The following is a 14,051-nucleotide window of genomic DNA, read 5'->3' on the forward strand; positions in this document are numbered from 1 at the left end:
GGGGTCCCATGTACTACAGCAGCGGCAACTACGAGGCGTTCGCGCGACCGCGCAAACCCGAGGGCGTCGACAACAAGACCGCCTGGTTCGTCGGGGCGGGGCTGGCGTCCATGTCCGGGGCGGCGTTTCTCATCCGGGACGGGCAACTGCCCGGCAGCAAGATCACCATCTTCGAGGAGTTGAAACTGCCCGGCGGTGCGCTGGACGGCATCAAGGAACCGGAGAAGGGGTTCGTCATCCGCGGCGGCCGGGAAATGGAGAACCATTTCGAATGCCTCTGGGACCTGTTTCGCTCCATTCCCTCGATCGAGCTCGAGGACGCCAGCGTGCTCGACGAGTTCTACTGGCTGAACAAGGACGACCCCAACTTCTCCCTCCAGCGGGCCACCGTCCGGCGCGGCGAGGACGCGCACACCGACGGCTTGTTCACCCTCGGCGACCAGGGGCAGAAGGACGTCGTCAAGGTCTTCCTGGCCACCCGCGAGGAGATGGAGAACAAGCGGATCGACGAGGTCTTCTCGAAGGAATTCCTGGCCAGCAATTTCTGGATGTACTGGCGGACCATGTTCGCCTTCGAGGAATGGCACAGCGCGCTGGAGATGAAGCTCTACCTGCACCGGTTCATCCATCACATCGGTGGCCTGCCGGACTTCTCGGCGCTCAAGTTCACCAAATACAACCAGTACGAATCACTGGTGCTGCCGCTGTACCGCTGGCTGCTGGACCAGGGCGTCACCTTCCGATTCGACACCACGATCACCGATGTCGACTTCGACCGCACCGCCGAGCGCACCCAGGCGACGCGCCTGTACTGGATCTCCGAGGGCGACGCGGGCGGCATCGATCTGGGGCCCGACGATCTGCTGTTCATGACCATCGGCTCACTCACCGAGAACTCCGACGAGGGCGACCAGAACACACCGGCGCGACTCGACCGTGGCCCCGCGCCCGCCTGGGACCTGTGGCGGCGCATCGCGGCCAAGGACCCGGCCTTCGGCCGCCCGGACGTATTCGCCGGTGACATCGACAAGAGCAAATGGGAATCCGCCACCGTCACCACCCTCGACGAGCGAATTCCGCGCTACATCCAAAAGATCTGCAAGCGCGACCCGTTCAGCGGCAAGGTGGTCACCGGCGGCATCGTCACGGTCCGGGATTCGGCCTGGCTGATGAGCTGGACGGTGAACCGGCAACCGCATTTCAAACAGCAGCCCGCCGACCAGATCGTGGTGTGGGTCTACTCGCTGTTCGTCGACGTGCCGGGCGATTACGTGAAGAAGCCGATGCAGGAGTGCACCGGCGCGGAGATCACCCAGGAGTGGCTCTACCACCTGGGCGTACCGGAAGCCGATATCGGCGAACTCGCCGCCTCCGCCGCCAAATGCGTGCCGTGCATGATGCCGTATGTCACCGCGTTCTTCATGCCGCGCCGAGCCGGTGACCGTCCCGAGGTGGTGCCCGAGGGCGCGGTGAACTTCGCCTTCATCGGCCAGTTCGCCGAAACCACCCGCGACTGCATCTTCACCACCGAGTATTCGGTGCGCACCGGCATGGAGGCCGCCTACCGGCTGCTCGATATCGAGCGCGGCATCCCGGAGGTCTTCAACTCCACCTACGACGTCCGCAAGCTCCTGGCCGCGACGAGCCGCCTGCGCGATGGCGCGGAACTGCGCCTGCCCGGGCCCTCGCTGGTCCGCAAGAAGCTGATGGCCAAACTGGACTCCACCGAGATCGGCGAAATGCTCAAAGAATACGAACTGCTGCCGGACGAGTAGCCGGAAACCGTTTCGAACAGGGGTTTCGCGGCGCATGCTGGAAGCAGCGGCGGCGAAGTGGGCCCGCCGGAAACGACGCTCGAGGAGAGTGTGTCGTGAATGGATTCGCGCAGATCGTGGCGCTGCTCGCCGCGCTGGTCTATCTCGGGGCGGCGCCACTGGAGATGTTCTACTACGACCGGCCCGCCGTGCGGAAACTGCTGCACGTCGACACCGAGAACGTGGACGACGTGCGCATGTGGGCTTTCGTCGTCGGCTTCCGCAATCTGCTCGGCGGCCTCGGGACGATCATCGGCCTGATCATCCTGCACAACGGCACCGAAGCGGCCGGTGCGGCCGTCGTGCTGACCGGGTGCTGGTACATGCTGCTCGCCAGCCTGGCCATGGGTGTCGCCGACGCCTTCGGGCTGTGGCGGCCGCGCGGCGGCAGCGTGCTCGGCACCATCGGGTCGAGCGTGCTGCCGCTGATCGCGTTGATCGCGGCGTCGGCGTAGGCGGTCACCCGAGCGGGATGCGGGCGAAGACGCCGCTGAGGCTGTCCTGGCGGAGGAAGACATCAGCGGGCTGGTCCCGGTAGCTTTCGATGCCGGAATCGGGCAGGTAGTTGTAGTCGGCAACGGTCAGCTCGAGCGGGCCCGCCGGGGCGACCAGTTCCACCTCGATCCCCTCCGGCGGCGGTGCGTGGAACTGAAATCCCTTGGGCGGCACCGGGGTCAGTTCGCGACCATCCGCCCGGAGGAGCAGCGGGGCGGTGGTGTAGCGCAGGGCTACGGTGGGCGCGGCACGGTGGGTACGAAGCCGCAGGCGGACGGTTCGCCTACCGGAATCGGTGGTGTCGGACAGTATCTCGGCGGTCGGTGCCGGAAGTGCCTGGGCGGGTGCGGAACCGCTCGCGGCGAGGTCGGCCCACAGGGTGGAGTAGGGCGGCCCGGGCGGGGTGTCGTCGACGAAGCGATCGGTCCACCGGTCCGCTGGTGAGCGCGAAATCCACTGGGCCCGACCGCTGTCGGCATCCAGTGCATAGGTGAGCTGGGCGGTCATCGGATGCCGGTCATCGATCGGGTCGACGGCCAGACCGGTGGCGGTGAGCGCGGCGGCGAGCAGCAGGGCGGTGGCGGGCACGGTCCAGCCGCGCCGGGGCCAGGTGTGGGTGAGTGTCAAGGTGAGCAGTGCGCCCAGCAGCACGATGGTGGGGGTGACCAGGAACGGCGCGGCGGCCACGCCCGTCTGGAGCGGCGCCCACACGCCGAGGCCGAGGAAGACGGCCGCGGGCATCAGGAACAGGGCCAGCACCGGTAGCCGCCACCCGTCGCCGACGGCGAACATGGCTGAAACGCCCACGGCCGCAGCGGCGGTCGGCACCACCAGGGTCGGTGCGGCGGCGGGTGCGGCCGCGGCGAACACCGCCGCGAGCACGCTCAGTCCGCACAGCAGACCCGCGGCGGTGCCGGTGGTGCCGAACCAGCGGCGCGACAGCGCGATCCAGGCCGCCAGCACGGCGGCGGACAGCACGATGACGGCCGCGTAGTAGAACTCCGGCAGGTACGGATCGACGAACAACGGCCGATACTCCGGCCGTGCCATTGTGATCCCCTCCCACAGTCCGTATACCGCGCCGGAGGCGATCGGCGCTGTCACCAACAGCAGTGCGGTGGAACCGAATACCCGTTTGACACTGGTCTCGCCCGACTGCCGGACCCGCCGGCTCACCCACCCGGCGCCCAGCAGCGCGACCAGTGCCAAGACGTACATCACCCACGTCGGCAGCACTATCAGCAGGCCGAACGGCAGTGGGAAGTAGGCGGGTTCGTCGTCGGCGGTGGGCGCGGCGAGATCACGGTCACCCAGTTCGCGGGTCAACGCCAGGCTGTTGTCGCCCATCTGCTGCATCGTCGCCGGCTCGACGTGCGCCGGATCGTCGAACGGATTGTGGTAGTAGGCGCTGCGGCCCGCGTAGGCGAAGTCCAGCACGCGCGGGCCGGCCGGTTCGAATGCGGCGAAATCGGTGTTGCTCGAGGTGATCTCCGCGACCAGCGCGGTCGAGAGCGAGTCGGTGTTCGGCCGCGGGATCGAGGCGGCGACGGTGCGGATCAGATCACCGTCCGGCCGGGTCGAGCGCCACAGGAACACCGGGCCGCCCGCGCCGCGCGCCTCATGGTTGATGATCACGCTGCCGCGCAGATCCGGATGCGCGGCCACGAACGCCTCCGCGCCGAGCAGCCCGGCCTCTTCACCGTCGGTGAGCAGCGCCACCACGTCGTTGCGCAGCGGCGTCGGGCTCGCCCGCAGCGCGCGCATGATCTCCAGCACCGTGGCCACGCCGACACCGTCGTCGTTGGCGCCCGGTGCCGAGGTCACCGAATCGTAGTGCGCAGCAAGGTAGATGGTGCCGGTCGAGGCGGTGCCGGGGAGCCGGGCGACGATATTCTCCACCCGGGCGAGCCCGGTCACATCGCGGGCCAGCGCGCCCGGATAACGTCCGGTACCGGTCTCGAGCCGGGGCTGCAACCCCATCTCCCGAAGCTGGTCGAGCAGCTTGTCACGCGCTTGATCGTGCGCCACCGTTCCCAGTGGATGCGGCTGCCGCGCAATCGATTCCACCGTAGGAAACGCCCGGCCCGCACTGAACACGTCCGCGGGGGCCGACGCGGGCGCGGACCCACGCGGCTGCTGCTCCCACGCGGTGGCCACGACCACCACCAGCAGTACCGCGAATGCCAGAAAACCGGAGACCCGCTGTCCAACCCGCACCGGCACAGCCTATCCGGGTCGCGCTCGGCGCAGGGCGAGCGCGACGCCCACAATGCCCTCGGCGAAATCCGTTACCGCTTCGGCAGTTTCCAGCCCGGGCGGGGAAAGTGGCAGGTGTAGCCGTCGGGGAAGCGTTCGAGGTAGTCCTGGTGCTCGGGCTCGGCCTGCCAGAACGCGCCGGCCGGGGTCACCTCGGTCACCACCGGGCCCGGCCACAGGCCGGAGGCGTCCACGTCGGCGATGGTGTCCAGCGCGACCGCTTTCTGCTCGTCGTCCAGATAGAAGATGGCCGAGCGGTAGCTGGTGCCGATGTCGTTGCCCTGGCGGTTCTTGGTGGTCGGGTCGTGGATCTGGAACAGGAACTCCAGCAGCGCCCGGTAGTCGGTCACCGCCGGGTCGTAGACGATCTCCACGGCTTCGGCATGCCCCGGATGGTTGCGGTAGGTGGGGTGGTCGTTCTGCCCGCCGGTGTAGCCGACCCGGGTGGCCAGCACGCCGGGCTGCCTGCGGATCAGGTCCTGCATGCCCCAGAAGCAGCCGCCCGCCAGGATCGCTTTACGCGTGTCGGTCACGCTTCCTCCTCGGTGAGAGTGGTCGGAGTACTTCCCATACAACCAGCTCCGTCGCCCCGATAGTTCCACACCGATTGACGAGCGGGGCCGGGCCGGTGACCATGAACCATGAGCAACGGCGCGGTGTACGGCTGGCAAACGACTCGGACCGGGTGGACGCGGGCGGTCTGAGCGGTGCACGACGAATCCGATGTGGCCCAGGCCCAGGTGTTCTACGACCTGCTCAGCGCCGAAGCCGCCACGCTGACCGCGGCCCTGGCCACTCGGCTGAACCGGCGGGGCCAGCCCCGCGCGAGCACCGAATCCCAGCTGCTGCGCCGGGAGCTGCGCGAGGTGCAGCGCTGCCTCGAGCAACTCCGCGCACGCTATCCCGAGGTGGTCAGGCCGACCGGTTGAACAGCCGGCCCGCCAGGTCGACGCCCACCACCGCGCCCCGGCCGTCGCGGCTGAAGAAGCCGCGCTGGCCGCGGAACGCGCCGCTGGTGATGACGTACTCGTCACCGTCGCCGGGGAGCAGCCCGAATTCGAACGGGGCGTGGTCGGCGGGCAGTTCCGACTCCGACGCGGCGCGCAGTTCCGGTTTGATCAGCACCTCGAGCATCAAGCCCGCACCGTCCGCGCGAATGTCGAAGGTCATGGCGTCGTTCTCGTAATGCCCGGTCACCTCGGCCGCGCGGGCGGTGTCGAACGGGATCGGCTCGGGGTCGCGGTCGATCAGGCCGAGGTAGTGCTCGAGCGCCCAGCGCACGATGGCCTGGTTGGCGGCGATGCCGTCCGGGCCCGCGTTGGCGGCGACGATGATGGCGAAGTCGCGATCCGGCACGATCAGCAGCTCACCGAACTGGCCGATGCTGGAACCGCCGTGCCCGATGGTGTCGACGCCGTCGATCTCCCGCAGGAACCAGCAGGTGCCGAAGGCGTCGCCGAGTGAGCTGCCGCGCAGCGCGACCGTCGGCTCACGCATGCCACGCAGCATGCCCGCGGGCAGGACCGGCGCGCCGTCGCCGAGATGGAAGCGGGCCCAGCGCAATTGGTCGGCGACCGAGGACGCGACGCCGCCACCGGGATTGTTGGCGCGGGTGGGTTTCCACGGCTGCGCCACGGTCAGCGTGCCGTCGGCGCCCTTGTCGTGGCCGACGGCGAAGCGGCGGGTGATCGCCTCGCGCTCGGAGAACACGGTGTTCGTCAGGCCGAGTGGGGTCAGGATGATCGAGGTGACGGCCTGCTCGTAGGACTGGCCGGTGACCTGTTCGATCACGCGGCCCAGCACATTGAACCCGGCCTGGCTGTAGGAGGCGCGCGCACCCGGCTCGCCGATCATCGGCAGCTCGGCCAGCGTCGCCACGAAATCGGCCAGCGCCTCCGGGCCCTCGCCGGTGTCGTTGATGATGCTCCAGTCCATGCCGGAGGTGTGATTGAGCAACTGCGCGACGGTGATTCGCGCGGCGGCGACCTCGTGCAATGCGGTGTCCGACATGGGTTTTCCTCTCGGTTTAGGTCGGGCTTACGCCCGCTCGAGACCAAGGTGCCCGGACTCGCTGACAGCGCGCCGACAGCGCGCCGACGGCGTTCAGGCGCTGCGCAGACCGGTGTCGTAGGCGCCGTCGAGCAGTGCCGCGCCCAGCGTTGTCACCCCGTGGCGCATGGCGTTTCGATGCCGTCGACTCTCGATCAGCCCGGCCTCGCGCAGGATGGTGGCGTGCTCGCTGGCGGTGGCCGGGCTCACCCCGAGCCGGCGCGCGAGCTCGGTGGTGCTGCACCCCTCCGCGATCTCCTGGAGGGCGGCGGCGCGGGTGCGGCCGAGCAGCGCGATCAGGGCCTCGTTGGGTTCGCGGGGCCCCCACGCGGTGGCGAAATCGGTGCGGTCCCGAATAGCGGGGACGATCAGGGTCATCGGCGCGGTGTCGTCGACGGTGGAGGTGAGCAGGATCGGTTCCGTGCCCAGGAACAGCGCGGGCACCACCACCAGCCCGCGGCCGTCGAGGTGGCGGTCGGGGGAGGGGCGGCGACAGGTGACCTCGAGTATCGGTGCGCGCCAGCGCGCGTACGGGGCGAGGGTCGCGAACAATCCCTCGACACCGTCGGTCGCCATGGTGCGCGCCATCCGGTCCACCGCGACCTCGAGATAGGACTGCACGTGGGTCCAGCGATCGGCGAAGGCGACCGAGTGGAACGATTCGATCGCCGCGGCGACCTCGCCCAGCGTGCGATTGTCGCGGTCGGGCAGGTGCGCCGCCCAGCTCGGCAGCGGCGGTTTCCGGATCCACTGCGCGCATCCGTCGGTGCTGGAATCGGTGGCCGCGCAGGCCACTTCGCGGCGCAACTCCTCGCGCGAGGCCAGATGTAGCGCGGTGATCCCGTCGGACAGGGTGCGAGCGCCCCGGGTCGGGGTGATCAGATCGAGGAAGCAGCCGTCGGCGGGCATCAGATCGGCCAGCACGCCGAAGTTCTCGGGCATGGTGGTCGCCACCTGGGACCGCCAGCCGTCGAAAAGCACGGTGCGCGTGCGCTGTACGGTCCGGCTCGCGAGCAGTGTCTCGCCGAGCGCGCCCAGCGGCGCACCGATCCGGACCCGCAGCAGGTCGTCGGGCGTGAGGTACAACCGCTTCATCCGATGCCTCGCAATCTCTTCGAGCTCACGCTACGCGCGCTCAGCGCCGCCCGCGGCCCGGTGCGGGATTGAACGGATCCAGCCGGGCCAGCAGCTCGGGAACCGACTGCGGCTCCGGTACGGGCCGGGTACGGAACCCGATGCCGCGCAGCCGCTCCCAGCCGCGCCGCCACAGGTCGACGGCACCGTCCACGAGGGCCAGCGGTGCCGGTCCGGTCGTGTGGACAGCTACATGGTTCGTCATCGTCGCGCCTCTCGGTAGGTTTCCGATCAGCAGCGTAGGAAGCGGAACCGGCCCCGCGCACCACCATTCGGTGGTGGCCTAAACACCGCGGAATCAGCGCGCGGTGCGGCCCGCCCGGGGCAGTTCGAGATCCAGCGGGATCCGGCCGAGGAGCAGATGTTCCTCGACCTCGTCGGCCGGCATCGGCCGGGCGATCAGGAACCCTTGGGCGCGATAGCAACCCAGGCCGACCAGGGTGCGCGCCGCGACCGCCGTCTCCACGCCCTCGCCGACCACGCCCAGGCCGAACGAACCCGCCAGCCCGATAATGGATTTCACGATGGCCAGATCGTCGGTGCTGGCGCCGAGCCGCTGCACGAAACCGCGATCGATCTTCACCGCGTCCACGGGCAGGGCCTTCAGATGCGACAGCGAGCTGTACCCGGTGCCGAAGTCGTCGATGGCGATCTGCACGCCCATGCGTTTGAGACCGCGCAGCGTCACCTGGGTGCGGGCCAGATCCTGCACCACCACATGCTCGGTGATCTCCAGGCAGACCGAACTGCCGTCGATGCCGAACAGGCGCAGGATGTCCTCGATCCGCTCCACGAAATCCAGGCTGACCAGCTGCACCGGCGACACATTGATCCGGATCACCACATTCGAGGCCAGCCCGCGCCGCCGCCACTCGGCGAACTGGGCACACGCCGAGCGGATCACCCACCGGCCCAGCTCACCGGCCAGATTCGTGGCCTCCGCGACGGTGACGAAAGCGGCGGGCGGCAGCAGGCCGCGGGTCGGGTGCATCCAGCGCACCAGCGCCTCCAGCGCCACGATCCGGCCGGTCCGCAGATCCACCTCGGGCTGGAAATGCAGCAGCAGCGACCCGTCGGAGACCGCGCCGCGCAGATTCAGCTCCACATCGTCCTGGAGTTCGAACTGGGCGCGCATGGCGTCGGTGAACACCGCGACACCGTTGCCGCCGCCGGATTTCGCCGACAGCAGGGCGTGGTCGGCGCGGCGCAGGACGTCGGCGACCGTGGTCTCACCCGGGATGCCGACGGCCACGCCCACGCTCGCGCCCCGGCTGACCGACTCACCGCCGACGGTGACCCGTCGTCCGATCAGCTGCTGAATCCGGGTGGCCTCCAGCTCGGCCGCGACCGCGTCCATCGGCTTGGCCGGGACGATGACGAATTCGTCGCCGCCGAGGCGGGCGATCATGTCGTGCGGGTCCAGGTTCTCGCGCAGCCGGGAGGACAGTGTGCGGATGAAGTTGTCCCCGGCGGTGTGACCGAGGAAGTCGTTGAGCGCCTTGAGCCGGTCCAGATCCAGGAACAGGGCCGCCACCGGGCCGGGCGCGCCCGCCCGCAGCCGGTCCTCCATGTGCTCGAGCAGGGCGCGGCGGTTGGCCAGGCCGGTCAGGTCGTCGTGCAGGGCGATGTAGCGCAGCCGCTCTTCGGCCACCACCCGCGCCTGGACCTGGGCGAACAGCACGGCGATCGCCTTGAGCACATTGAGCTCGCGGGTGCTCCAGGCCCGGTCGCCCTGCTTGATGAAGCCCAGGACACCGGTGGATTCACCACGGGAGAGCAGCGGTACCGCGGCCATGGCCACGGTCGGGATGCCCGAGGAGCGCCGGATCGTCTCCTGGTAGTCCGCGGACTGCGTATCCGGGCGCACGATAATCGGTTCGACCGCGTGTTCGAGCTCGCGGAAGACCGAATCGGCGTGCTCGAAGTAGACGACCGCGAGCGGATCCGGATCGGGGATCTCGGCGCGGTGCGGCCACTCGGCGATCAGCACGGTGGCCCGGCGTTCGCGCTCGGTATGGCGCAGGTAGCTGAAGTCGACGTCGAAATGCTCGACCAGTTTGGCCAGCACGCGTTCGCTCGCCGCCACCATGGTCGTGGCGTCGACGCCCATCAACTCGGCGGCGACTTCGGTCACCAACGAGTCGAGCGTTCGGCGAGGCACCCATGTCTCCGATCGTGCTAGCTGCGGTCGCCCGCGCCCGGCTGGTCCGACCCGCCCCATCGGCTTCTGTGCTCCCCGAAGGGAAGCCGCCTGCTGCGGACCGTGGCTGCTGCCGCGTAGCTCAGGCGAAGCACCAAGGCCATGATCTCATGTTCCGGCACTCCGAGCAGGTCCAGGAAACGGCCCTGAAGTGAAGTCAGTGTATCCGCGAAATCCGGGGAAATCGCGATCAACTCCGCGGGGCGCCGCGCGTACAGGAACACCGGGGAGACCGGCTGCACGGCCAGACCTCGGCGACCGGCTTCCAGCCAGACCCGCTGGGCGGCCGCACCGGCGCGCGCGTAGTCGATCAGACCGGGTGCGCCCGAGGGGCACGGCAGCGTCACCGCGACGAGGGCCGAGCTGGAATTCACGCGGTCGCGGGTGTATTCGCCGAGCGCCCGCCCGGTCGACCATTCGTGCAGGCGGGCCATCACATCGGTGCGCCGGGCCATCCGCAGCTTGGCCTGTTCGACCGGGGAGAGTTCCAGGCTGCGGACGTCGATTCCGGTCAGGGCGACCCGCCCGCCGCCCGGCCATCGCTCGGGCTCGGATCGCTGGGCGCTGCCGTGCCCGTCCGGCCAGCGCAGCTCCGCGAACAGCTCCTCGTGCAGGCGCGGCGTGAGGTATCGGATGCGGTCGGAGTTGCCGAGCAGTTCCGCGGCCTGGGCGAGATCGTCGTGCTCGGTGACGGCGTGCAGCAGCGCGCCCTCGGCGGCGGCCGCGGCGGCCAGACCCGCCAGTACCGGCGTGGCGAGTGGGGCGCCGTTGCCGAGCCGCCGGTTGGTCTCGCGGGCCAGGGCGGCGGGATAGTCGCGGGCCAGCAGCGGGTCGGCGCCGGACCCGAACTCCAGGGTCGCGGTGAGCACGGTCGCCGCGTTCTCGGCGACGCGATGCGGCCCGAGCAATCCGTGCGCGGCCGCGGCGGCGCGGGCATTGTGCAGGGCGGCGCCGATCGCGACCGCGCTGCCCCGGTAGCCGATGTCCAGCGCCGTGGACTCGGTGCGCACCAGATCCATCCGGAGGCCCGCGGCGTCCTGTCGCAGTACCCACGGCTGGGTATTGCCGCCGGACGGTGCGCGCTGGGCGCAGTGCAGTACCCGTTCTACGGGCGAGACCGCGGGCGCGTCGTCGATCGGCTCGGGTTCGGGGAAACTGCCTTCCTCGACCGGCTCGGGTTCGGCGAGGGCGTCCAGCCCGTGTTCCAGGTCCACGCGCACGCGCCCGGAGGAGAGCTTGTGCCCCAATCCGATTCGGCGCACCGCCGCGGCCACGACGGCCGCGCCGAGCTGTACCTCGCTGCCGAGTTGCGGCCAGGTGGTGACGGTTTCGTCGATCTCGACCAGGCTGGCCGCCATCCGCGCGGACAGCTCACCCGGGTCCAGGATCCGCATGACGTGCGGCGCCTTGTCCTTGGTGGTGAGCCCGCGCAGGTCCGCGCCCGTGGTGGCGCCGAGCAGGCCGTGGAAGGGGAGCCGCCCGGGCTCGAGGTCGTAGCGTTCGACATCGAACAGACCGCGGTCGCTGGTCTCCATGAGCAGCGGTATGCGGAACCGGCGGGCGCCTTCGCGGACCGCGAATTTGATGTCGAGCGAATCGCACTCCTCGATGACCACCGACAGTCCGGTGAGGAATTCGTCGACCGAGTCCTCGGTGACCCCGGCGGTGCGGATCTGCACCGGCAGGTAGGGATCGAGTTCGGCGATGCGCCGGGCGGTGACCACGGATTTGTTCACGCCGATGTCGAAGATGCTGCCCGGCACCCGATTCAGGTTGGACAGCTCGATCTCGTCGAAGTCGGCCAGGCGCAGCATGCCGCAGCCGCCTTCGAGCGCGATGGTGTAGGCACAGGCGTGGCCGACGCTCTGGCCGACGACGCCGATGTGCAGCCCGGCCAGGCGCTGCTGTTCGTCGCGGGTCAGCTTGTTGCGGTTGCGGTCGAGCCGGATGGCACGGAAGGAGGTCTCGTCCAGGAGCCCGACCAGGGTACGCCGCCAGGGGTAGTAGACCCAACGGTCCTCGGGCTCGGTGGAAATCGGGTTGGTCAGGGTGCCGAGTTCCTGGCGTAGGACGTCCCGCAGATCGTGGATGCGGACCAGCTGCGACTTACGCAGCTGGGTGAGCATGGGGGTATCGGCGGGGGCCGACTCGTCGAGGATCAGCGGCCGAAAGTCCGCGCGGGGACCAAGGTCACCGTTCATGCCTGCGCACGTCCTCCGATCCATGGCTGCCGGGCGTGGTGAATCCGCAGCGCACGAGTTTGCCTAGGGCAGTATCCGTCATATGACGGGAATTGACCAGGCGTCTGGCTAATCTTCCGAAAACTTCTGCGCCGAGCCGAAGTTCACGCAGGTCAAACGATTCTGGGCGATTTCGCGCCAGAAACTAGAGACCAGTCGGTTCCAATTGAGTTAACTGTCCGCAATCTAAATGAGGATCGAGATGAAGAGCTCGACCGCGTCCGGGCCGCGCCAGATCTCGATCTCCTCGCGGTAGGCGCGGGTGATCTCCGCCGATGCCGTGGCATCGTCGACCTGGGCCCAGACGTCCTCGACCGGGTCGTGGTAATCACCGTTGGGCTCGAAGCGGGCGTAGACGCCCTTGGGCACCCGCACCAGCAGATCGCCGACCGGGATCTCCTCCGGCGCGCGGTATTCGAAGCTGACCACAGCGTTGTAGCTACCGGCCGGATCCGGGACGTACACCGTGTACATCGGATGCTTGTCGCCGGAACGTTCGCGCAGCCGGTCCTTGAGGAACTCGATCAGGTCGCTGTTGCTGACCTTGAAGCTGGGGTGCACCCGGGGGACTACCAGACCGCCGTAGATCGCCGTATTGCGCACCGCGATGGTGTATGTCATGAATCCTCGACCGCGAGATAGAGCTCGATCTTGTAGGCGTGCGGGTAGCACTCGAAATCGCCGGTGTAGGTGCGCCGGATCTGGTTGTGCTCCTCGGCGTAGGCGATCTGGGTCCACAGGTCGGTCATCACCCGGGGGAAGTTGCCCACCGAGGCGAAGCGGGCGTAGGTGCCGCGCGGCATCCGGGCCACCAGGTGGCCGCGGGTGACCTCGTCGAAGGAGTGGCACTGATACCCGACGATCTGGGTGTTGTAGGTGCCGAGCTCGCCGGTGTAATCGGTGTAGGCGCTGGCCAGCGGGCCGCCGAGATCCTGGTGCAGTACCGCGGCCCAGGCGGCCTCGAGATCGTGGTCGCGCAGTTCTCCGAGCGCGCGCTTGGGGCTGCGGACCGGCAGTCCGGCGACCCACGTCTCGTCCCGCTCGACGATTTCAAACTGCATGGAAAGGACTCTCTCGCGGTGGCATTCCGGTTCGCTGCCCGCATCCGGCCGGCTGGAACCGCCATGCTATCAACCCGGGCCGACCGGCAGGGCTCGCCGTCGTGCCGCCGCGCCGGACGCGCACCCGCATTGAACTGGACGAATGTCCGATTATGGCCGTGCGGGCGGCCCGGCAACCGTCGCGGCCGCGCTCGGGCGGTGTCGGCGGCATCGAATGCCGCTGGGCCGCAGGCAAATTCATGGCTAATCGCGAGTTATGGGCCGCGCTAACCCGCCCGCCGCCGCCGGACCGCACCCGGCGAGGTGCCGATCACCCGCTCGAGCGCGCGGCCGAACGCGGCCTCGGAGTAATAGCCCAGCCGGTGCGCGAGCTCCCCGAGACCGACGTACTTACATTCCAGGCGCGTGCACGCCACATACATGCGCCAGCGGGTCGGATCTGCATGGCAGGCTCGCTCGGTGAAACCGGCCTAACCGTAGTGGCAGACGTAGTGGACGGTGTCGAGCACCTCGATCTCGAAGGAGCTGTCGGCGGGTACCGAGAAGGACTCGCCGCCACGGTAGGTGACCGGTTCGCTCGCGCCCGCCAGGGTGACCAGGCACTCGCCCGCGACCAGCTCCATCGTCTCCGGCGCGGCGGTGCCGAAGGTCAGGGTGGCGGGCAGGATCACGCCGACCGATTTGCTGGTGCCGTCGGCCATGGTCAGCGAGTGGCTGACGCACTTCCCGTCGAAGTACACATTGGCCTGCTTGGCCACGCTGACGTTCTCGAACTGCGCCATGATCTCTTTTCCCGGGGTTG

Annotated in this window: 14 protein-coding genes; 3 read left to right on the forward strand and 11 right to left on the reverse strand. The window is 69.0% G+C overall.

From position 1 onward, the window contains the following. Positions 1 to 8: 8 nt before the first annotated feature. Positions 9 to 1,775, forward strand: a complete 1,767-nt coding sequence (locus ACFVMC_RS08025) for an oleate hydratase (RefSeq protein WP_379208059.1) — start codon at positions 9 to 11, stop codon at positions 1,773 to 1,775. Positions 1,776 to 1,870: 95 nt separating this feature from the next. Further along, positions 1,871 to 2,269, forward strand: a complete 399-nt coding sequence (locus ACFVMC_RS08030; RefSeq protein WP_379208061.1) for a DUF1304 domain-containing protein — start codon at positions 1,871 to 1,873, stop codon at positions 2,267 to 2,269. A gap of 4 nt (positions 2,270 to 2,273) precedes the next feature. Here the strand turns inward: ACFVMC_RS08030 and ACFVMC_RS08035 are convergent, their stop codons facing one another. Both ACFVMC_RS08035 and msrA read right to left on the reverse strand, forming a co-directional pair. Next, on the reverse strand, positions 2,274 to 4,526 hold the full coding sequence (locus ACFVMC_RS08035) for a M28 family peptidase (protein ID WP_379208063.1): 2,253 nt from the start codon (positions 4,524 to 4,526) through the stop codon (positions 2,274 to 2,276). Positions 4,527 to 4,597: 71 nt separating this feature from the next. Further along, a complete protein-coding gene (msrA, locus tag ACFVMC_RS08040; RefSeq protein ID WP_379209451.1) occupies positions 4,598 to 5,050 on the reverse strand; it encodes a peptide-methionine (S)-S-oxide reductase MsrA in 453 nt (150 codons plus the stop codon). Between the two features lie 222 nt (positions 5,051 to 5,272). On the opposite strand from msrA, the gene ACFVMC_RS08045 reads away from it, so the two are divergent. Beyond that, complete coding sequence (locus tag ACFVMC_RS08045; RefSeq protein ID WP_379208064.1) at positions 5,273 to 5,494, forward strand: hypothetical protein; 222 nt, start codon at positions 5,273 to 5,275, stop codon at positions 5,492 to 5,494. On the opposite strand, the gene ACFVMC_RS08050 is transcribed toward ACFVMC_RS08045, so the two are convergent. From ACFVMC_RS08050 to ACFVMC_RS08090, 9 genes are all read right to left on the reverse strand, one after another. Continuing rightward, positions 5,478 to 6,575 (reverse strand): serine hydrolase domain-containing protein, encoded by a 1,098-nt coding sequence (locus ACFVMC_RS08050; protein ID WP_379208066.1) that lies wholly within the window; start codon positions 6,573 to 6,575, stop codon positions 5,478 to 5,480. The genes ACFVMC_RS08045 and ACFVMC_RS08050 overlap by 17 nt on opposite strands. A 93-nt stretch (positions 6,576 to 6,668) precedes the next feature. Further along, on the reverse strand, positions 6,669 to 7,709 hold the full coding sequence (locus ACFVMC_RS08055) for a winged helix-turn-helix domain-containing protein (RefSeq protein WP_379208068.1): 1,041 nt from the start codon (positions 7,707 to 7,709) through the stop codon (positions 6,669 to 6,671). A gap of 40 nt (positions 7,710 to 7,749) precedes the next feature. Next, positions 7,750 to 7,953 carry a hypothetical protein gene (locus tag ACFVMC_RS08060; RefSeq protein WP_379208070.1) on the reverse strand — a complete coding sequence of 68 codons (204 nt, stop codon included), beginning with the start codon at positions 7,951 to 7,953 and terminating at the stop codon, positions 7,750 to 7,752. Positions 7,954 to 8,046: 93 nt separating this feature from the next. Beyond that, entirely contained in the window at positions 8,047 to 9,858 is a 1,812-nt protein-coding gene (locus ACFVMC_RS08065) for a putative bifunctional diguanylate cyclase/phosphodiesterase (protein WP_379209453.1), read from the reverse strand. A 68-nt stretch (positions 9,859 to 9,926) separates the two neighbouring features. Further along, positions 9,927 to 12,149 (reverse strand): Rv1355c family protein, encoded by a 2,223-nt coding sequence (locus ACFVMC_RS08070; protein WP_379208071.1) that lies wholly within the window; start codon positions 12,147 to 12,149, stop codon positions 9,927 to 9,929. A 225-nt stretch (positions 12,150 to 12,374) separates the two neighbouring features. Beyond that, positions 12,375 to 12,809, reverse strand: coding sequence for an effector binding domain-containing protein (locus ACFVMC_RS08075; RefSeq protein ID WP_379208073.1), 435 nt, complete (start codon positions 12,807 to 12,809; stop codon positions 12,375 to 12,377). Further along, positions 12,806 to 13,249, reverse strand: coding sequence for a GyrI-like domain-containing protein (locus tag ACFVMC_RS08080; protein ID WP_379208075.1), 444 nt, complete (start codon positions 13,247 to 13,249; stop codon positions 12,806 to 12,808). Before ACFVMC_RS08080 ends, ACFVMC_RS08075 begins: the two co-directional genes overlap by 4 nt. A 266-nt stretch (positions 13,250 to 13,515) precedes the next feature. After that, positions 13,516 to 13,665 (reverse strand): hypothetical protein, encoded by a 150-nt coding sequence (locus ACFVMC_RS08085; RefSeq protein ID WP_379208077.1) that lies wholly within the window; start codon positions 13,663 to 13,665, stop codon positions 13,516 to 13,518. A gap of 54 nt (positions 13,666 to 13,719) precedes the next feature. Then, positions 13,720 to 14,031, reverse strand: coding sequence for a pyrimidine/purine nucleoside phosphorylase (locus ACFVMC_RS08090; protein ID WP_379208078.1), 312 nt, complete (start codon positions 14,029 to 14,031; stop codon positions 13,720 to 13,722). Positions 14,032 to 14,051 lie beyond the last annotated feature (20 nt).

Source organism: Nocardia sp. NPDC127579 (assembly GCF_042672005.1).
Taxonomy (GTDB): domain Bacteria; phylum Actinomycetota; class Actinomycetes; order Mycobacteriales; family Mycobacteriaceae; genus Nocardia.